Origin of the sequence: Paenibacillus sp. FSL H7-0350 (genome assembly GCF_038593195.1) — a bacterium.
Classification (GTDB): Bacteria; Bacillota; Bacilli; order Paenibacillales; family Paenibacillaceae; genus Paenibacillus_AQ.
Genome location: NZ_CP151972.1, coordinates 1,727,956 through 1,748,533, shown reverse-complemented (window position 1 = coordinate 1,748,533; position 20,578 = coordinate 1,727,956). Strand labels below are relative to the sequence as shown.

Here is a 20,578-nt window from a genome sequence, read left to right as displayed (position 1 = left end):
TGGCAGGGATGAAGACACCTGTACTTGCTAAAAATGAAGGAAGGCAAGCTTAAGCTGACTTCATTATCAGTAAGGGTGGGATGTCCGGTGTTTCAACATTTATTTGCTGAGATGAACAAGATGCTCCAGGAGATCAAAACCGACTATCCTACTGCGGAGGGTGCCCGCCGAAGCGATCTTTTATCCAAGTATAATATGCTCCACCGAATCAGTGATAATGTAATGGATGAGTGGCTGCTCTTCGCTGAGAAGCTGAGCGAGTTCCGGGAACAGGCCGATTTCCAGGGTCCGCCAGAGGAGTTGCCGGAAGAGGAAGCGCCCGAGCTTGGGATGGATGCTTTTGTCAGGGGCCAGGGCTATTACAAGCTGCTGATGTACCGCAAGTGCATTGAACAGTTCAGGGAGGTTACGGCACAATATCCGGATAGCCTCGCTGCCCGCCTGTATCTGGCCATGGCTTATCTGCAGGAAGGTGAAGGCGAGATTGCCTGGGGACATCTGGATCACATGCTGGGCCTGATCCGTGAGGTGAAGCTGAAGGCGATGATCTATAATGCGCTGGGCTGTATCCGTGCTTCCCAGGAACGCTTTAATGAAGCCAGTGAGCTGTTTAGCCTGTCGCTGCTGCATGACCCGGATCTGCCGGAGCCGAATGTGAATCTGGAGGTATGCCGCAGACGGGGCGGGAAGCTGGAGTTTGGCCATCAGCTGGTTTCGCTTTTATAACTTTTTCCCGGTTCCTTTAGGCGATGCGCCCCACCACTTTCTGGGGTGTGCATCGCCTTTTTTCGTAACTTCTGTTATGCTGATAAAGAGTCTCAAGTGAAAGGGAATAGAACTTATAATGAAATTTGCCGTGCTTGATTTTGAAACTACGGGAACCCAATCTGTGGGAGAAATCATCCAGGTTGGCCTTGCCATTATAGAAGAAGACGGGACGATCTCCCGGGTGTATGGTTCCTACGTCAAGCCCGGAGCACCCATTCCTCCTTTTATTACGGGCCTGACCGGAATTACAGACAGTGATGTACAGGATGCGCCAGAGCTTGATGAGATGATGATGGAGCTGGTGCCGCTGCTGGATGATGTCGTCCTCGTCGGACACAATGTAGCGTTTGATTTTCATTTTTTGCAGAATGCGCTGGACCGCTGCGGCTACCTGCCGTTTCAGGGGCGGATTCTGGATACCATCGATTTTCTCAAAATATGCTTTCCCTCGCTGAGCACCTATCAGCTAGGCGCGGTAAGCAGCCACTTCGGCATTACGCATGACCGTCCCCATCAGGCTGACAGTGATGCGCTTGCCACGGCTATTGTGCTGCTTAAATGTCTGGAAGAGCTGCACAGTCTGCCGCTGTTGACTATTCAGCGGCTGAATGAGCTGTTCGCAGACGAAGACAGTGATTTGGCCTGGTATTTCGACGGTCTGCTGCGGGAGCGGGAGATGGAGACCTTTCAGCCGGAAGGAGAGCTGAGCTTCTACCGCCAGCTTGCGCTGGCTGTGGGGGATTGGGCAGAGTTGGCAACGCCCCGGGAGGAAGGAAACGTCAATCCGCTGGAGAATATTACCTTTGAAGAGTATATGGATGAGGTAACGAAGCGGCTGAAGGCTGTTCTTCCACAGTATGAGAGCCGTGAGGCCCAGGAGCTGATGATCCATGAGGTCATTACAGCGCTTGAGCAGGACAAGCATCTGCTGATTGAAGCGGGAACCGGCACCGGCAAGTCGCTGGGTTACCTGCTTCCGGCCATCTACCATAGTGTGAAAAGTGATCAAAAGGTGATGGTCAGCACTCATACCATTAACCTTCAGGACCAGTTGCGTGAGCGGGATATCCCACTCTTAACCAGCGTTGTGCCGTTCCCGTTCAAGGCCTCCATCTTTAAGGGAAGAGGGCACTATTTGTGTCTGCGCAAGTTCGAACATAGAATGAATAAAAAGGACTTTACGAGTCCAAGAGAAGAAGCGCTCACCGCTGCGCAAATGCTTGTCTGGCTGACCCAGACGACGACCGGCGATGATGAGGAGCTTAACTTAAGCGGACGGGGCGGCGATTTCTGGGAGACTGTAGCCAGTGATACCGACTCCTGCCTGGGACGGGCTTGTCCCTGGTTTCGCAAATGCTATTACCACCGGGCCAAGCATGAAGCCGGGATCTCTGATGTGGTGGTCACCAATCACTCCAAGCTGTTCGCAGATGTCAAAGCCGGGCATCAGCTACTTCCGGCTTACGATCATCTTGTGATTGATGAAGCCCATCATCTGGAAGATATTGCCGGCAAGCATCTTGGCATGCAGATGAAATATTTCACATTCGCCCATACCCTCACCCGCCTCTATAAGGATAGCCGGAGCGGGCAGCTGCCTGCCCTCCGCCAGAGTCTGCAGTCTTCGGGCAGTGAGCAGGCTTCCGAATGGAGCGGCGTGATCGACCGGATCTATCCCGATCTGCTGACGGTGAAGGAATCTTGGGATGCGCTCAGCGACCGGCTCTTCAGCCTGCTGCCCGAGCGCAGCGATGCCGGAGCCGGTGAAGCAGGCCAACTGGTGGCCCGCCTGCAGCCGGGCAAGAAGCCGAAGGATTGGGAGGAGTTGGCGGCCCTTGAGAATACGCTGAACCTCAGTCTGAGCGATATCATCCGCAAGGGTGACAAGATGCTCAGTGAGATGCGTGACACGGACAGCCAATCCTCCTCGGACAGTCTTGTGACCGATATCGGCGGGTTATTTAAGGATCTGGCATCCATTAGAGAGCAGATCCGCTTCTTCATGAGCCTGAACGATGAGAATATCGTGTATTGGCTGGAGGGAAGCGGTAATTATAAAGGCAAGTCGCTGCAAATGTATGCCGTTCCTGTAGATGTCAGTACCCAGCTCAGGGAGCTGTTCTTCGACAAGAAGAAGAGTATTGTCCTGACCTCGGCCACCTTATCCGTGGATAAGTCCTTCCAGTTCATGATCGATAACCTGGGCCTTGGTGAAGCTGCGGAGCAGGGGCGTCTGATGACAGCGCTGCTTCCGTCGCCGTTTAAATACCGGGAGCAGGCTCTGCTGGTCATTCCCCGCGACTTCCCGAGCGTCAAGGGAAGTATAGGGGATGCCCGTTTTGTGGACACGCTTGTTCATTCCCTCGCCGAGACTGCTGTAACTACACGAGGGCGAATGCTGGTGCTGTTCACCTCCTACAAGATGCTGCGCCAGGTCTATGACCCGCTGAAGGAGGCGCTTGCCTCCCAGGATATCGCGGTGCTCGGACAAGGTGTGGAGGGCGGCAGCCGGAGCAAGCTGATCCGCCGCTTCCAGGACAGCCCGGCTTCGGTCCTGCTCGGTACCAGCAGTTTCTGGGAAGGGGTAGATATTCCGGGAGAAGCATTGACCTGCCTGGCGATTGTCAGACTGCCGTTCCAGCCGCCGAATCACCCGCTGGCAGAAGCGAAGTCGGAGCTGCTTCAGGCACAGAAGAAGAACCCGTTCATGAAGCTGTCCGTGCCGCAGGCAGTCATCCGCTTCAAGCAGGGCTTCGGGCGGCTGGTCCGCACGGCGCAGGACCGGGGCATCGTAATTGTGTACGATACTAGAGTAATTGAATCGCATTACGGAAAGTACTTCCTGTATTCACTCCCCGGTCCCAAGATGGAGCATATGCTCACCGAGCAGATGGTCCCGAGAATTGCCGAATGGCTGGAAGACGGCGGGGTTTCCTAATTCATCTGCTATTGCTATTATTAATAAGTCATGATTAACCTGAAGATCCGTTCCCGCCCTGTCCTGCCGATCCGGCAGGCGGGGGGCACGGTTGCTATAATTGAACGGGTATAACACAACTATTAAGGAGGAGAATACATGAAATCGGATAAAATATCGGAGGCCGTCGTGCGCAGGCTCCCAGTGTACCTGCGTTTCCTGAACGATCTCCAAAAACGTGAAATCTCCACAGTCTCTTCTCAGGAGCTGGGCCAGAAGCTTGATCTGAATCCCGCCCAGATCCGTAAGGATTTGGCTTACTTCGGTGATTTTGGCAGGAAGGGTATCGGCTACGATGTATCCTATCTAATTGAGAAGATTCGCCATATCCTGAAGCTTGACCAGCAAATTAATGTTGCACTGGTTGGAGCCGGTAATCTCGGTCATGCCTTGTCTAACTACAACGCTTACTTGAAGGATACGATGAAGATTACTGCGATCTTCGATGCCTACCCGCCGAAGGTGGGCCAGCAGATCAACTCGCTGGTTGTGCAGCCGATGGAGGAGTTAAGCAGCACAATCCGCTCGCAGGGCATCCGCATCGGGATTATTACCGTACCTGACAGCGAAGCCCAGAATGTAGCTGATATTCTTGTGGACTCCGGCATTGAGGCGATTCTGAACTTCGCACCGGTTATTCTCAGGACGCCTGCCAATATCCGGATTCATGCCGCAGATTTCACCACAGATCTGCAGAGCCTGGCCTATTATTTGCATGATGGAAAGGATGAGGCAGAAGATGAGCAGTAAGATCACGATAATCAAGAACGGGCACTTCCTGGTTCCGGGCAGCGACAAGCCGGTTCTAAGCGGGTATATGACCCTGGAGAATGATCTGATTACTTACATAGGTGAAGCTGAGCCGGTAGTGGAGGATGGCGCTCAGGTCGTAGACGGCAGCCGTCTGCTGTTCATGCCGGGTCTGGTCAATACCCATGGGCATACGGCCATGTCACTGCTGCGCGGATACGGCGACGATATGGTGCTTCAGACTTGGCTGCAGGAGAAGATGTGGCCGATGGAAGAGAAATTCACTGGTGATGATGTATATTGGGGAACCTCGTTGTCCGTACTGGAAATGCTGAAGGGCGGCACAACCACCTTCCTCGATATGTATGATCATATGGACCGGGTAGCGGAAGTAACGGAGCAGTCCGGTATTCGTGCGGTGCTGATGCGCGGCGTAATTGGGCTGTGCCCGGAAGAGGTACAGCAAGCAAAGCTCGCTGAGGCGGTTGCTTTTGCCCGTAACTGGCACTGCAAGGCTGACGGCAGAATTACAACTATGCTCTCACCGCACGCTCCGTACACCTGTCCTCCAGAGTTTTTCATGAAGTTTGTGCAGGCTGCCCATGATCTGGACCTGCCGATGCATACCCATATGTCCGAGACGCGCCATGAAGTGGAGCAGAACGTTGCTGACTACGGCCTTCGTCCGGTCGCACATCTGGAGAAGCTGGGGATGTTCACCCGTCCTTCGCTCATTGCCCACGGGGTTCATCTGAACGATGAAGAGATCGGGATTCTGGCCAGCTATAACGTTGGCGTGTCGCATAACCCCGGCAGTAACCTGAAGCTGGCCAGCGGGGTTGCACGTGTTCCTGAGCTGCTGCGAGCCGGGGTTAAGGTCTCCCTGGGTACAGACGGCGCGGCAAGCAACAACAATCTGGATATGTTCGAAGAGATGAGGCTGGCGGCTCTGATCCACAAGGGCGTAAGCGGTGATCCTACAGCGGTACCGGCTCCTGAAGCGCTACTGATGGCCACGGAATACGGGGCGCAGTCTATTTTCCTAAGCGGGGTAGGCCGGCTTGCAGCAGGAATGAAGGCCGACTTCATCGCGCTTGATATTGACCAGCCGCATTTGCTGCCGCATACCGATCTGCTCTCCCATGCCGTCTATTCGGCAAGTGCCAAGGATGTGGAGCATGTATGGGTGAACGGCCAGCAGGTTGTGAAGCATGGACAATGCCTGACACTGGATGAAGAAGCTATCCGCCGCAAAGCACAGGAGACGTTCGAGAGCCTGCTTAAACGGTAATTCAGGAGAACGGGAAAGGAAGCAGCGTTGTGAAGAAGAAGAGGAGAAAATGGATCTGGCTGGGGCTTACCGTGGTGCTGCTCCTTCTGTTCGGATTAAGCCAGTTCTATGCCTACATTATGAAGGACCAGTGGAACGAGCGGAATGAGGCCAAGGAGCTGGCCCGGACGCGTGCCGGACTAACGGAGGTAACCAAGGCTCAGAAATCCGTCTGGAATGAGAATGAGATCTACTGGGTGCTAACCGGCAAAAATGAAGCCGGGATCGATCTGATGGTGTGGGTCCGTTTCACCTTGGAGGGCAAGCCTGCCGGAGGCGACAACGACCTGTATGCTGAAGAGCTGAGCAAAGGCACTTCCGAAGAGAAAATGCGCGGAATCATAGCCGATCAGTTACCGGACGTGAAGATCGAACGGCTGCTGCCCGGTGTATATAACGGGGAATATGCCTGGCAGCTATTTTACAAAAAAGACGGGCGATTCTATTACAACTTCTACCGCTTCAAGGATGGCAGCGCCATCGGTGAGGGGTACAGTTTGCCCAACCGTTAAGCTAAGCGCTCAGCAGAATAACATGCGGGGGAACAGATTATCTGTTCTTCCGTTTTTTTGTATCCATCATGTCGAAAATAATCTGGAACTGTTCTGGGACTGGTGGCAGACGGGGAACTGTGGCTTAATGGAGATATATGGTTTGAGATACATCGATTAATATACTTGAATTGATATACTGATTGTATTCCTCGAATGCTATCGCCAACCTGCATATATGTCTCTCAAGGAGGATGATGAAATTGGAAGTTTTAGCATATTTGGATCAGGCGGTGGATTTGTTTAAGGAAGAGCTGGGGGATAATCTGTCGGGGATTTATCTGCACGGTTCCCTGGCCATGGGCTGTTTTCAACCGGATTCAAGCGATATTGATCTGCTCATTGTCGTAGAGGACAAGCTACCCGCAGAGGTCAGTCATAGCCTTGCCGGTCGTATCGTAGCCTTTCATGACAGTCTGCCGAATAAGCGCGGAATTGAACTGTCTATCGTCCTGAAGACATACCTGCATAACTTTGTGTATCCTACGCCATTTGAATTTCACTTTTCAGAAGCTCATTTAGAGCGGTATAGAACCGATAAGAATTATCTGTGCGGCGGCTTTGAGGATGCTGATCTGGCGGCACATTTTGCAGTAGTCTACCATCGCGGGTTTATCTTGTACGGGGAGCCGATACGCGAGGCCTTTGCGCCGGTAGACCAGAGGTACTATCTGGATTCCATTATCAGGGATGTTGATGATGCGCCGCAGAATATTGGGAATGCTCCACTCTATTACACACTGAATCTATGCAGGGTACTCTACTATGTGCAGGAAGGTCATGTCTCTTCCAAGAAGGAAGGCGGGGAGTGGGGACTTCAGCATTTGCCGGAACGCTTCCACGGGCTGCTTAGACGGTGTCTTAAGGAATATAGCGGTGCTCGCGCCGAAGGCTATGAACTGGAGCTATTAACTGATTTTGCGGAATATATGATGGCTGAAATTGAGCGTTAGCCGGATGTAGTGTACGCCGGAATATGAAAGTAGCAGCGGCATTTCAGGATATAAATCTGAGCTGCCGTTTTTTCATGGTTCATGAAACATCCAGAAATTAGTATCAAAAATTTTAAATATATTCACAACTTTATGTAAAATCGTATATACACCTATGATATACTACTACTTGTATCAAGACATGCTTAAGAGCATGTCAGTCTCGGATTGGCGCTAGACACGCTGGCTGGTCTTTATTATAGAGTTAAGCTTGGTCATTATTGAGAGGAGGACGTTTCTTGAAACTTCGTCTTATGCCTGTGCTGCTAACGTCTCTGCTGTCTGCTGCATTATTGTTTGGTGGCTGGTATTCTTACCGTCAATTCGCGGTGCAGAAGCCGCTGCAGAAGCTGGTATCATCCTACCAGGGTGTGAAGGATTCCCATATTACTATTAAACGCAATGAAGTCACTTTGAAACTGGATTTGCAGCCGGGCACGAAATTACGTGAGCTGGTGCAGTATGTATCACGAGAAGGCAGCACCGCTATTGACGGCAGGACCCTTAAGCTGGATGTGGAACAGAAGCCGAGTGAACTGCTGGATGAGTATTGGGATAAAGCGATGTTCTCTGTAGCAGAAGCTATGGAGAGCCGGAAATATACATTGATACCAGCGAAGCTGGACGGACTGAAGGAGCAGGACAGTAAGTACAGCGGCGTTACAGCTACCACAGAGATTGACGACAACAATGTCTATGTAAGCCTGAGCAACGGCACAGAGAGCAAATTCATCATTCTGCCGCGTGCAGCAGCCAAGATGGGAGTGTGGAACAATGCCTAAGTACTGGAAAGAGGTTGTAGCCGGATTTGTTCCGGTCATGCTGATTTTTATGGCTTTTGTGGGAATTAATATCTTTCCTGTAATTATAGCGATGGGCATGGTTGCCGCGCTCCTGTTCATTGCCCATGCCCGCGGCGGTCTGACGGTCAATGCAGGTGCAGATAAGAAGCGTAAGAAGAACGGTCCCTCCAAGCTAACCTTTGAAGAGATCGGCGGACAGGACAATGCCAAGCAGGAGCTGCGTGAAGCGCTGGACTTCCTGATCCGGCATGAAGAAATCAGCAAGTTCGGGATTCGTCCGCTCAAAGGAATTCTGTTAACCGGCCCTCCAGGAACCGGGAAGACGCTGATGGCCAAGGCTGCGGCGCATTACACCGATTCTGTGTTTGTAGCTGCTTCAGGCAGTGAATTCGTCGAGATGTATGTCGGCGTCGGAGCCGGACGCGTGCGCGATTTGTTCAAGGATGCCCGCACACGCGCACTCAAGGAGAATAAGCAAAGTGCGATTATTTTCATCGATGAAATTGACGTTATCGGCGGGAAACGCGAAGGCGGACAGCAGCGTGAATACGATCAGACCCTCAATCAGCTGCTGACGGAGATGGACGGGATTTATAACAATGATACCCCGCGCATTCTGCTGGTAGCCGCAACGAACCGCAAGGAGATGCTTGATTCTGCGCTGCTGCGCCCGGGGCGTTTTGACCGCCATATTCAGGTGGATATGCCTGACAAGAAGGGCCGCAAGTCGATTCTCGACCTGCATGCCAAGAACAAGCCGCTGCATGACACCGTGAATCTGGATAAAATCGCCGAAGAAGCTTACGGCTTCTCGGGTGCGCAGCTGGAGAGCGTGATGAATGAAGCCGCGATCTACATGATGCGCGAGAATCTGACCCTGGTGGAGCAGCGTCATCTGTCGATGGCGATCGACAAGGTCATGATGGGTGAGAAGACCGACCGTGAGACCAACCATGAAGAGAAGAAGCGGGTAGCGATCCATGAGCTTGGACATGCTATTATGGCTGAGCTGCTGCGCCCCGGAAGCGTTAGCCAGGTAACACTGACCCCGCGCGGCCAGGCTCTAGGGTATGTCCGGCATAATCCGCAGACCGAGCAGTATCTGTACACGAAGGATTACCTGGAGAACCAGATCATGATTGCCCTGGGCGGAGCGGCTGCCGAAGAGATGTATTACGGAGGACGCAGTACCGGTTCCCGTGGAGACTTCGATCAGGCGCTGAATATCGTTGAGACCATGATGAAGTCAGGGCTCACCTCGCTCGGCATTGCGAATCTGCAAATGGTTACCACTGAAGAATTAATGAAGGAAAATAGTAAAATACTGGACGAGTTGATGATCCGCACGAATGACCTGCTGGAGAAGCAGAGAAATATATTTGATTACTCCCTTGACATTTTAATGAAGGAAGAAGTTCTCTCCGGAGAGCAATTTCGTTGTCAATTTCGTGACAGTGTCCTTTTACCGGCATAATTCTTTATGCCGGTTATTTTTTTTTACTTTTCAGACATGCTAAGATATCATTATATGTCGGGCTACTTATTTTTTCGACAGACAAGGTACAATACAGAAGTATAGATACCTGAAAGGATGGAGACTTTTACATGAATTTTAAGAAGATCGGTGTCATCGGCGGAGGCACAATGGGACAAGGGATTGCCGAAATGCTGGCAGCCAAGGGCCTGGATGTCATGCTGGTGGAAAAAACTGCAGAACGGTTGAACTACTCCTACGAAATGATCGAGACCAGTCTCGACAAGCAGCTGGAGAAATGGGCGATTACCCAGGCGGAGAAGAAGCTGATCCTGGCCCGTATCCAGAAGGTTACACACTTCGCTGAACTGAGCTCATGCGATATGGTCATTGAGACCATCGTTGAAGATCTGGAAGCCAAGCAAAAGGTATTCAATCAGCTCGATCAGGTGTGTCCGAGCCACATTATTCTTGCCAGCAACACGTCAACGCTTAGCTTGACTGAGCTTGCAAGCTCTACAATGTATCCGGAACGCGTTATCGGCATGCACTTCATACACCCTGTAGGTAAGGTGGATCTGGTTGAAATCGTGCGCGGTCTGAAAACCTCGGACAGCACATTTGAAGATACCAAAGCCTTTGTCGATGAGATTGTTGAGAAAAAAGGCGTTATGATCTACGAATCCCCCGGATTTGTATCTTCACGCCTCATTTGCCTGTTCATTAACGAGGCTATGCATGTGCTCCAGGAAGGGGTTGCCTCTCCTGAAGATATTGATGATGCTATGCGCATCGGCTACCAGTTCCAGAACGGGCCGCTTGAAATGGCAGACCGCTTCGGTCTGGATTCCGTTCTTGCCGCACTGGAGAACATGTTCCGTGAATACGGCGAGCTTAAGTACCGTCCTTCGACCATTCTCAAGAAGATGGTGCGTGCAGGACAACTGGGTGCGAAATCGGGCGAAGGCTTCTTCAAGTATGACAAGGATGGTGACCGTATATGAATATCTTAGTAATTAACTCCGGCAGTTCCTCATTGAAATACCAGTTGTACAATATGACAGATGAATCTGTACTCGCCAAAGGGCTGGTAGAACGTATCGGTATGGATTCCTCCATTCTGAACCACAAGCCGACCGGCAAGCAGGAAGTAACCGAAGTAAGCGAAATTCTGGAGCACAATACGGCAATCCGTAAAGTGCTTGCTTGTTTGACAGACAAAGAGCATGGCGTTATCGCATCCACCGATGAGATTAATGCAGTGGGCCACCGTGTAGTGCACGGGGGGGAATTCTTCAAATCCTCCGCGCTGGTCGATGCCGATGCGAAGACCAAGATCCGCCAGCTGTTCGACCTTGCGCCGCTGCATAACCCGGCTGCGATGATGGGGATTACCGCATCCGAGAATAATATGCCCGGTGTGCCGCAGGTCGTTGTGTTCGATACCGCCTTCCACCAGACGATGCCTGAGAAGGCTTATATGTATGCCATTCCGAGAGTGCTTTACAACAAATACAAAGTACGCCGTTATGGCGCGCACGGAACCTCCCATGATTTCGTCAGTAAAGCAGCTGCTGATTATCTGGACCGTCCGCTTGGCGAGCTTAAGATCATCACCTGCCACATCGGCAACGGTGCCAGTGTAACTGCAGTGGACGGCGGAATTTCAGTTGACACTTCGATGGGGATGACTCCGCTGGAAGGCCTGATGATGGGTACGCGCAGTGGCGACCTTGACCCGGCAATTGTTCCTTATGTGATGAACAAGGAAGAGCTGTCCGTCGGTGAAGTGAACTCCATGCTGAACAAGCACAGCGGACTTCTGGCCATCTCTGGCGTGAGCAGTGACATGCGTGATATTATTGACGGTGCGGAGAAAGGCGAGCCTAATTCGACGCTTGCTTTTGAAATGTACGAGTATCGTCTGCGTAAATATATCGGTTCTTATGCAGCTGCCATGAATGGGGTAGACGTAATTGTATTCACCGCTGGTGTAGGCGAGAATGCTTCCCTGCTGCGTGAAAAAGTACTGAACAATCTTACGTTCCTCGGAATCGAGCTGGATGCAGAAGCCAACAAGGTCCGTTCGGGTGATCCGCGGCGTATCTCTACTGCCAATTCCAAGGTACAGGTGCTTGTGGTTCCAACGAACGAAGAGCTGGTGATCGCACGCGATACCTATCGTATTGTGCAAGGTGTTAACGGCTAAATTAGAGGAGAGATAGTAGGCATGGCTAACAAAAGTGTAATCAAGAACGTGAATGAGCATGTCGGAGAGACTGTTGTCATCGGATGTTGGGTGAACAACAAGCGCTCCAGCGGTAAAATTCAGTTCCTGCAGCTTCGCGACGGTACCGGTTATATCCAGGGGGTTGTGGTGAAATCAGAAGTCCCTGAGCAGGTCTGGGATGATGCCAAGAGCCTCACCCAGGAAAGCTCGCTGTATGTGACCGGAATCATCCGTGAGGAGCCCCGCAGCCAGTCAGGCTACGAGCTGACGGTTACGGGCATTGAAGTTCTGCATCTTACCGAGAATTATCCAATCACACCTAAGGAGCATGGCGTCGATTTCCTGATGGATCACCGTCATCTCTGGCTGCGTTCCTCCAAGCAGCGGGCGGTAATGGTGATTCGTGCGGAGATTATCCGCGCGGTTCAGCAGTTCTTCAATGAGCGCGACTTCACGAAGGTGGACCCGCCGATTCTGACACCAACGTCAGCAGAAGGCACGACCAACCTGTTCCACACCAAGTACTTCGAAGAGGATGCGTATCTTACCCAAAGCGGACAGCTGTATATGGAAGCCGCAGCCATGGCTCTGGGACGCGTCTATTCGTTCGGGCCTACCTTCCGTGCAGAGAAATCCAAGACCCGCCGCCACTTGATTGAGTTCTGGATGATTGAGCCAGAAATGGCCTTCACCGATCATGAAGAAAGCCTGTGCGTGCAGGAGGATTTCATCAGCTTCGTGGTACAATCTGTACTTACGAATTGCCGGGCTGAACTGGAAGCGGTGGGCCGCGATGTCTCGAAGCTTGAGAACATCAAAGCACCATTCCCGCGTATCAGCTATGACGATGCGATTAAGTTCCTGAATGAAAAGGGCTATGAAATTGCCTGGGGCGATGATTTCGGGGCTCCTCATGAGACGGCGATTGCCGAGATGAGCGACAGACCGGTCTTCATTACCCACTATCCGGCTTCCTTCAAGGCTTTCTATATGAAGCCGCATCCTGATCGTCCGGAAGTGGTGTTGTGTGCGGATATGATCGCTCCTGAAGGCTACGGGGAGATCATCGGCGGATCACAGCGTATTGATGATCCGGCGCTGCTGGAAGCCCGCTTCAAGGAACATAACCTGTCGATGGACACCTACAAATGGTACATGGATCTGCGCACCTACGGCACGGTTCCGCACTCCGGCTTCGGTCTGGGGCTGGAGCGCACAGTAGCCTGGATCTGCGGTCTGGACCATGTCCGTGAGACGATTGCCTTCCCTCGTACACTGTACCGTCTTTACCCTTAAAGAATAGGGAAAGGGGGCTTAAGTATGGACGGAAAAGGTTGGAATACCTGGGGCGAGGGCGTAGCCTTCGGCCTGGAGAACGGAATGGCCGTCATTCCTTATGCACTCCTGAAATATTACCGGAAGCTGAATCTGACCGGCAGTGAATCCATGCTGCTGATTCATCTGCTCTCCTTCAGACAGGTGGAGGGGATTGACTTCCCTTCCCTGGAGGAGCTTCAGGCAGTAACCGGGCGCAGTATTCCGGTGATTGCCGGAGAACTGCAGAAGCTGATGAAGGAAGGGTTCATCAGCATCGACGGAGATAACGACGAGCTGAGGGACATCCATTATGAGCGTTATAATTTCTCCGGCCTATACGCGAAGCTGGGCGCTTATCTGGCAGAACTCTCACGGGAGAATGCCCAGGGGAAGCCCAGCCAGAGCGGGCGGGAGCCGGGGGCCCGGGCAGTGGCTCATTACTCCGGGGCTACTGCACCAGATGGTGGCTATGGCCGCCCGGCTGTGCCGGGTGACAAGGAGTCGGAGGACGGACGCAGTCTGTTCAGCATTTTCGAGAAGGAATTCGGGCGTCCGCTATCCCCCATGGAATGTGAAACTATTTCCGGCTGGGTGGATGAAGACCGTTATCCCGAGGAACTGATCCTGCTCGCCCTGAAGGAGTCGGTCTTTGCAGGAAAGGTCCATTTCCGTTACATTGACCGCATTCTGCTGGAATGGGCCCGCAACCGGGTGAAGAATGCCCAGGATGTCAAAGCCTATTCCCAGAAATTCCGGAGCGGCGGCAGATGAGCGAAGCGAGGTAGATATATGCCGGTCCAGGGCAAGGCCCCGCTGGTAAAGGTGTCCTTTAAGTCATATATATGGCTTAAGGGGCACTTTTTTTCATTTTTTGCTTGGAATTGGGAGTTAGCTGAAAGTGTGCGGGGAGCGGGGGTGAAGAGCAGAAGTGCCCCTGAAATTAGGAAAAGTTTGTTTAATGAGTAGATGAAGGGTACAAATACACTTGATTCAAGCAAAAGTGGCCGGATGAGCAAAATGAAAGGTATAAATGCACCTGATTTCGCCGCTCCCATCACACAGCCCGCAGTCCCTTCACGTGGAAGGAACTGCGGGCTGATGTGTTGTAGTAAGAATATCAAAAACTAGGACAAGAATTAGTGCAGCTCCTGCTCCAGAGCCGAGCCCATCTCGCGGGAACGTTCCGCACACCGGTTGACGGCGGCAATAACGGTCTCGAAGAAATCGCCGCGCTCCAGCACTTCAATCGCCGCCTGGGTAGATCCATTCGGCGAGGTGACCTTCTTGCGCAGAGAAGCAGGCTCTTCACCAGTCTGCTGAACCATTCGTGCTGCGCCCAGCACGGTCTGGACAGTCAGCTCACGGCTTTGCTCCAGCGGAAGCCCTCCGCGGATGCCGGCGGCAATCATCGCTTCCATCATGTAGTAGATGTAGGCTGGTCCGCTGCCGGAGATCCCGGTTAAGGTCTCCATCCGTTCTTCGTCAATAACCGCCGTCATTCCGACCGCTTCGAAGATATTAAGCGCTGTACGTCGGCTGTCCTCGCCAACTTCCTTAGAGAAGGCAATCCCGGTAGCACCGAGGCCGATGGAGCTAGAGGTGTTCGGCATGGTGCGGACCACAGGCTGCGGATTACCCAGTAAGCCTTGTATCGTACGGATGGTCAACCCGGCAATCACGGAGATCACGAGCTGATCCGGCGACAGCAGCGGCCCCAGGGAACGGAGCGCTTCGGCAGCGTCTTTGGGCTTCATGGCTAGAACGATGACCGGCGCAGACCGCAGAGCCTCGAGCTTGGACTCAGGAGCATTATAGCCGAGCACGCCGTATCGGCTGCGGAGTTCAGCCAGGCGCTCGCTGCTGCTGCGGTTCAGCATAATAATTCGGCCCGATTCCACTACATTCCGGGCAATCAATCCCCGCACAATGGCCTCAGCCATCGAGCCTGCGCCATAAAAAACGATATTATGATTGATGAGCGGAATTGCTGGTTGCTGGCACATGGCTGGCAGTCCCCCTATAAGTTGAGTGAGTTAACCCCTGATTTGGCCGGAGCCGTGAATCATATATTTGCTTGAAGTCAATGCAGGAAGTCCCATAGGCCCGCGGGCATGGAGCTTCTGGGTGCTGATGCCGATCTCGGCGCCGAAGCCGAATTCAAAGCCGTCCGTGAACCGGGTAGATGCATTGTGATATACAGCCGCAGCATCAATCTCCTGCAGGAAGCGTGCAGCATTCGCCAAGTCCTCTGTCACAATACATTCGGAATGCTTGGTGCCAAACTCCGCGATATGTCCGAGAGCCTCTTCTAGCGTGTCCACGATACGAATATTTAAAATATAATCGTTGTATTCTGTAGCGAAGTCCTCTGGCGTGGCAGGCACAGCCCAAGGGATAAGAGCAACAGTATCCTGGCAGCCGCGCAGCTCCACACGGGCCTCGCGGAAGGCTTCAGCGAGTGCGGCGAGATGCTCTTCGGCGTAAGCGCGGTGAACCAGCAGCGTCTCCATTGAATTGCAGACCGAAGGCCGCTGGGCCTTCGCATTCACGCTAATGCGCCGGGCCATTTCCGGATTAGCACTTGCATCCAGATAAGTATGGCATATGCCTGCCCCTGTTTCAATAACCGGTACGGTGGCATTTAGAACCACATTCTGAATTAGGGAGCTTCCTCCGCGCGGGATGATGACATCCAGCAGTCCGTTCAGCTTCAGCATTTCATCCACGGAGGAGCGGTTAGGATCTTCGATCAGCTGCAAGGCATCCGGCGGAAGGGCGGTACCTGCAAGTGCGCGGTGAAGCACCTCGGCGATGGCGCGGTTGGAGGAGAGGGCGGAGGAGCCGCCGCGCAGCACCACAGCATTGCCGGTCTTGAGGCACAGTCCGGCAGCGTCAACGGTGACGTTGGGGCGTGCTTCATAGATAATGCCAATCACCCCAAGCGGAACCCGTACCTTCTCGATGTGCAGGCCGTTTGGCCGTTCGATCGTCTCCAGATTGTCCCCTACCGGATCAGGCAGTGCGGCAATCTGCTGCAAGCCTTCGGCTATACTGTCAATCCGTTCCGCATCCAGGGCCAGCCGGTCGAGCATCGACTCCGGTGTCCCGTTTAGGCGGCCGCGTTCCAGGTCTTCGGCGTTGGCGGCAATAATGTAACCAGCTTCGGCACGCAGGGCAGCAGCCATTACCAGCAGAGCATCATTCTTCTGGGCGGTAGTCAAGCTTGCAAGTACCCCTGTGGTTGCTTTGGCCAGTGTTGTCTTGTTAACCACTTCACTCATGGCAATTCCTCCTAAAAGTTATGTTGGCAGATGAAAATACAGTAGGTTGTGTAAGATTAACGCAGCGTGATCCATTCGTCCCGGTGAATAACTTCCAGCCGGTGTACTTCACCGAGCTTGGGCACAATCTCGCGGCTGGGAAGCCCCTGAATGCTGCGGAGCTGGGTGTCATCGTAATTGACGATGCCCCGTCCAAGCAGCTTCGCATCCGGGCCGAGCACTTCGACGACATCCCCTGAATGGAAGCTTCCCTCAATACGTCTAACCCCGACCGGCAATAGGCTATGGCCTCCGTGGAGCAGCGCTTCAACAGCACCATCATCGATATATAGTGATCCGAGCGGGGTGGACATGAAGCCCAGCCATTGCTTTTTGACCGGCAGAGAAGCGAGTGTGGTGGCAAAATAAGTGCCTTTGCCCGTTCCGGCTGCGGCCTGTAATAAATCCCCTGGCTTCTTAACCTGGCCCACGAAGACAGGAACGCCGCCCCGCGTGGCAATCTTGGCCGCGTCGATCTTGGAGCGCATGCCGCCGGTGCCCACGCTTGAGCCTGCACCGCCTGCAATGGCATAGATCTCAGGCGTAATCTCTTCTATGTGCTCATACCGCACAGCATCCGGGTGCTTGCGGGGATCGCCGCTGTAGACGCCATCCATGTCGGTCAGGATCAGCAGGTGCGATGCCTTCAGAAGATTGGCAACCAGCGCCGATAAGGTATCGTTATCACCGAACTTCAGCTCATCCACCGATACGGTATCGTTCTCGTTGAACACGGGCACTGCGCCTTGCCGGAGTAATTCTTCAACCGTCATCATGGCGTTGTTCATGGCCCGGCGGCTGCAGAAGTCCGTACGGGTCAGGAGGATCTGAGCAGTAGGAATGCCGTGGCCTGCAAATGCCTCCTGATAAGCCTGCATCAGCATAACCTGTCCTACTGCTGCTGCCGCCTGCTTCTCATGCAGCAGCCTTGGGCGGGAATCATAGCCGATGCCCCGGAATCCCGCTGCGACCGCCCCTGAGGTGACCAGCAGCACTTCACAGCCGTCCTTGCGGAGCGCTGCAATCTCTGCGGCGAAGAAGGCGACCGCCTCACGATTGAGGCCGCCTTCGGGACCTGTGAGCGAGCTGCTGCCGATTTTGACCACAATTCTTGTCGTCATTGTCTTTCACTTTCCTCTCGAATTGAAATACCTGTAACGCCCGAAAATGACAAAAAGCCCCCATCCTTAGCTTAGCAAAGGACGAAAGCTTGATTAACTTCCGCGGTACCACCTTCATTGATGAGGGTTCATCCGACTTCATTCTCATAACGGGAGTATCCGTCCTGCAGGGCAGGCCGCTCAGGGGTAGGATTCAGAATGACCTTCGCGGTAAATTCTCCCAGCCTTCAGGAATTTACTCTCTGCACACGAATATACGTCCATTCTTACTGGTCCCGTCAGCACGTTTCACTATTTGACACTTAGGATACCATGGGGCAGCGGGGTTTGCAAAGAGGCGCAGACAAATTTTTTCATGCAGCGCAGGCAGCGCGATTTATGTTTATCCTGTGGGGCAGAGGACCTGTAGATGAGAGCACCGCCCGTATGCGTGCTAAGGCTAGTTATCGGTCAGACCGGCCACGGTAGCCTTGAATGTCTCGATAAAAGCTTCGGCGGCACGGGATAAGTACCGTCCGCGCCGGTAGGCAATGACCAGCGTCCGGCCTGGCACTGGCTCAGCCAGCGGAAGGTAGACCGGTACGAATTCACTCCTGGCAGCCCGTGCAATAAAATGGGGCACCAGGGTAACGCCCATCCCGGCAGCAACCAGCGACTGGACCGTCTCCATATTGTTGCTCTCGAAGACAATCCGCGGCTCAAATCCGGCCTCGCGGCATAACTCCACGGTCATTTTACGGAAGCCCTGGCCTTCCTTAAGCACGATAAACGATTCATCTTTAAGCTCGGCCAGGCTGGTACGGATGCCTAGCGGTTCACGGCCGGCTAACAGATGCCCCGGTGGAACGGCAAGATCGATCCGCTCCTCACCGAGCACCTCGTAGGCCAGGGTTGGAATTTCGAGTGGCAGGGAGAGTAGGCTGAGATCGGTCTGGCCGCTGGCTGTCAGCTTCTCCAGATTCATGGATGAGTCCTCCAGCAGGGTGATTTCAACCTCGGAGTATTTGCTCTTGAATACAGGCAGTACATGCGGGAGCAGATGTGCTCCGGTAATCGGCATGCTGCCGACCATTACGCGTCCTGTGCGAAGCTGGGAGATATCGGACATCTCCTGCCGCAGCAGTTCAACGGCATCGATGATCCCCTGGGCCTGTTCAACGAATTTCTCACCGGCATAGGTCAGCTCCACCGAGCTGGTATTACGCTGGAAGAGCAGCACGCCAAGCTCCTTCTCCAGCTTCGACAGCTGCTGGCTGAGCGAGGGCTGGGCGATATGCAGCTTCTCCGCCGCGCGGGAGAAGTTCCGTTCTGCTGCAATCTGCAGCGTGTATTGCAATTGTCTTAGTTCCATACATAAGCTCCTTTAATGAGTGGATCATCTGTTTATAAGTATAACCTATAAACCCTATAGAAATCATATCTTGGAATTATAAACGCACCGATGTTATATTTAGAACATTCAAGAGAGACTCCACGCTCTCTTCATAGGAACGATTCTACTATATGAGGTGAAATTCATGGGCAATAAGACAATGTTTGAGAAGATTTGGGACAATCACGTTATTCATCAGGAAGAAGGCAAGCCGAGCATTATTTATATCGATCTTCATCTGGTTCATGAAGTGACTTCCCCGCAGGCGTTTGAAGGACTTCGCCTGAGCGGCCGTCCGGTCCGCCGTCCGGGACTTACCTTTGCCACAATGGATCATAACGTGCCTACCAAGGACCGTTTCAATATTACTGATCCGATCTCCAAGCAGCAGATTGATACGCTTTCGCAGAACTGCCGTGATTTCGGCGTAAGATTGTTTGACCTGAATGATATTGACCAAGGTGTCGTTCACGTCATGGGTCCTGAGATTGGCCTGACCCATCCCGGCAAGACGATTGTCTGCGGAGACAGCCATACCTCCACACACGGAGCCTTCGGTGCACTGGCCTTCGGGATCGGCACCAGCGAAGTTGAGCATGTGCTGGCCACCCAGTGTCTGCAGCAGTCCAAGGCAAAGACCATGGAGGTTCGCTTCACCGGCAGCCGTAATCCGGGAGTGACCGCCAAGGATATGATTCTCGGCGTAATTGCCAAATACGGAACGGACTTTGCGACTGGCTATGTTATCGAATATACCGGCGAAGCGATCCGTGAGCTGTCGATGGAAGAGCGTATGACCGTCTGCAACATGTCGATCGAAGGCGGAGCCAGAGCGGGCCTGATTGCACCGGATGAGACCACCTTCAGTTATCTGCGCGGACGCCAATATGTGCCGCAGGGTGAAGCGTATGATGCCGCCGTTGAGACCTGGAAGGGCCTTGTTAGTGACGAAGGTGCCCAGTATGATACTGTGGTGGAATTCGATGTAGAAACACTTATCCCGCAGGTTACCTGGGGCACCAGCCCTGGTATGGGAACGGATATCAACTCCACCGTGCCGAATCCTGCTGATTTCACTACCGAGAATGAACGCAAAGCCGCCGAGAAGGCGCTTGAATATATGGATCTGGCTCCGGGTACGCCGATCTCCGAGATTGGAATTGATTATGTCTTCATCGGCTCCTGCACTAACGGCCGGATTGAGGATCTGCGGGCCGCGGCTGAAGTAGCCAAAGGCCATAAGGTATCTGACAAGGTTACAGCGATCGTGGTGCCAGGCTCCGGGCGCGTGAAGATGCAGGCCGAGAAGGAAGGTCTGGACAAAGTATTCACCGAAGCAGGATTTGAATGGCGTGAAGCTGGATGCAGTATGTGCCTGGCGATGAATCCGGATGTTCTGCAGCCGGGACAGCGCTGCGCCTCTACCTCCAACCGTAACTTCGAAGGACGCCAGGGACGCGGCGGACGCACACATCTGGTCTCTCCTGCCATGGCGGCTGCGGCAGCCATCAAAGGACGCTTCACGGATGTGCGTGACTGGAACTACAAGACGGAAGCCGTCAACTCATAATTG

At 53.2% G+C, this 20,578-nt stretch carries 17 protein-coding genes; 13 read left to right on the top strand and 4 right to left on the bottom strand.

Going from position 1 to position 20,578, the window contains the following annotated elements; genetic code table 11:
• Positions 1–87: 87 nt before the first annotated feature.
• The 12 genes from NYE24_RS08160 (at position 88) to NYE24_RS08105 (ending at position 13,963) form a co-directional block, all read left to right on the top strand.
• Positions 88–726: a hypothetical protein gene (locus NYE24_RS08160; RefSeq protein ID WP_036698721.1), complete on the top strand. Its 639-nt coding sequence runs from the start codon at positions 88–90 to the stop codon at positions 724–726.
• A gap of 118 nt (positions 727–844) precedes the next feature.
• Complete coding sequence (gene dinG / locus NYE24_RS08155) at positions 845–3,706, top strand: ATP-dependent DNA helicase DinG (RefSeq protein WP_342478459.1); 2,862 nt, start codon at positions 845–847, stop codon at positions 3,704–3,706.
• A gap of 138 nt (positions 3,707–3,844) precedes the next feature.
• Positions 3,845–4,495, top strand: a complete 651-nt coding sequence (locus NYE24_RS08150; protein ID WP_342478458.1) for a redox-sensing transcriptional repressor Rex — start codon at positions 3,845–3,847, stop codon at positions 4,493–4,495.
• Positions 4,485–5,786, top strand: coding sequence for an amidohydrolase (locus tag NYE24_RS08145; RefSeq protein WP_342478457.1), 1,302 nt, complete (start codon positions 4,485–4,487; stop codon positions 5,784–5,786). The genes NYE24_RS08150 and NYE24_RS08145 overlap by 11 nt, the downstream gene beginning before the upstream one ends.
• Positions 5,787–5,815: 29 nt before the next feature.
• Positions 5,816–6,337 carry a DUF5590 domain-containing protein gene (locus NYE24_RS08140; RefSeq protein WP_342478456.1) on the top strand — a complete coding sequence of 174 codons (522 nt, stop codon included), beginning with the start codon at positions 5,816–5,818 and terminating at the stop codon, positions 6,335–6,337.
• 242 nt (positions 6,338–6,579) lie between these two features.
• Complete coding sequence (locus NYE24_RS08135) at positions 6,580–7,329, top strand: aminoglycoside adenylyltransferase domain-containing protein (protein ID WP_342478455.1); 750 nt, start codon at positions 6,580–6,582, stop codon at positions 7,327–7,329.
• 278 nt (positions 7,330–7,607) lie between these two features.
• The gene (locus tag NYE24_RS08130) at positions 7,608–8,150 is read left to right on the top strand and encodes a hypothetical protein (protein ID WP_342478454.1); all 543 of its coding nucleotides are present in this window, start codon (positions 7,608–7,610) and stop codon (positions 8,148–8,150) included.
• Positions 8,143–9,645 carry an AAA family ATPase gene (locus NYE24_RS08125; RefSeq protein WP_342478453.1) on the top strand — a complete coding sequence of 501 codons (1,503 nt, stop codon included), beginning with the start codon at positions 8,143–8,145 and terminating at the stop codon, positions 9,643–9,645. The genes NYE24_RS08130 and NYE24_RS08125 overlap by 8 nt, the downstream gene beginning before the upstream one ends.
• Positions 9,646–9,776: 131 nt before the next feature.
• Positions 9,777–10,649, top strand: coding sequence for a 3-hydroxyacyl-CoA dehydrogenase NAD-binding domain-containing protein (locus NYE24_RS08120; RefSeq protein ID WP_036698052.1), 873 nt, complete (start codon positions 9,777–9,779; stop codon positions 10,647–10,649).
• Positions 10,646–11,854: an acetate kinase gene (locus NYE24_RS08115; RefSeq protein ID WP_036698050.1), complete on the top strand. Its 1,209-nt coding sequence runs from the start codon at positions 10,646–10,648 to the stop codon at positions 11,852–11,854. The genes NYE24_RS08120 and NYE24_RS08115 overlap by 4 nt, the downstream gene beginning before the upstream one ends.
• Positions 11,855–11,875: 21 nt before the next feature.
• Entirely contained in the window at positions 11,876–13,171 is a 1,296-nt protein-coding gene (gene asnS, locus NYE24_RS08110) for an asparagine--tRNA ligase (RefSeq protein ID WP_342478452.1), read from the top strand.
• Positions 13,172–13,195: 24 nt separating this feature from the next.
• Positions 13,196–13,963: a DnaD domain protein gene (locus tag NYE24_RS08105; protein WP_036698046.1), complete on the top strand. Its 768-nt coding sequence runs from the start codon at positions 13,196–13,198 to the stop codon at positions 13,961–13,963.
• Between the two features lie 365 nt (positions 13,964–14,328).
• On the opposite strand, the gene proC is transcribed toward NYE24_RS08105, so the two are convergent.
• From proC to NYE24_RS08085, 4 genes are all read right to left on the bottom strand, one after another.
• The gene (proC, locus tag NYE24_RS08100; protein ID WP_036698044.1) at positions 14,329–15,195 is read right to left on the bottom strand and encodes a pyrroline-5-carboxylate reductase; all 867 of its coding nucleotides are present in this window, start codon (positions 15,193–15,195) and stop codon (positions 14,329–14,331) included.
• A gap of 30 nt (positions 15,196–15,225) precedes the next feature.
• On the bottom strand, positions 15,226–16,473 hold the full coding sequence (locus tag NYE24_RS08095) for a glutamate-5-semialdehyde dehydrogenase (protein WP_036698043.1): 1,248 nt from the start codon (positions 16,471–16,473) through the stop codon (positions 15,226–15,228).
• A 56-nt stretch (positions 16,474–16,529) separates the two neighbouring features.
• Positions 16,530–17,633, bottom strand: coding sequence for a glutamate 5-kinase (proB, locus tag NYE24_RS08090; protein WP_342478451.1), 1,104 nt, complete (start codon positions 17,631–17,633; stop codon positions 16,530–16,532).
• A 439-nt stretch (positions 17,634–18,072) separates the two neighbouring features.
• Positions 18,073–18,984 carry a LysR family transcriptional regulator gene (locus NYE24_RS08085; RefSeq protein ID WP_342478450.1) on the bottom strand — a complete coding sequence of 304 codons (912 nt, stop codon included), beginning with the start codon at positions 18,982–18,984 and terminating at the stop codon, positions 18,073–18,075.
• A 166-nt stretch (positions 18,985–19,150) separates the two neighbouring features.
• On the opposite strand from NYE24_RS08085, the gene leuC reads away from it, so the two are divergent.
• On the top strand, positions 19,151–20,575 hold the full coding sequence (gene leuC / locus NYE24_RS08080) for a 3-isopropylmalate dehydratase large subunit (RefSeq protein ID WP_076156712.1): 1,425 nt from the start codon (positions 19,151–19,153) through the stop codon (positions 20,573–20,575).
• Positions 20,576–20,578 lie beyond the last annotated feature (3 nt).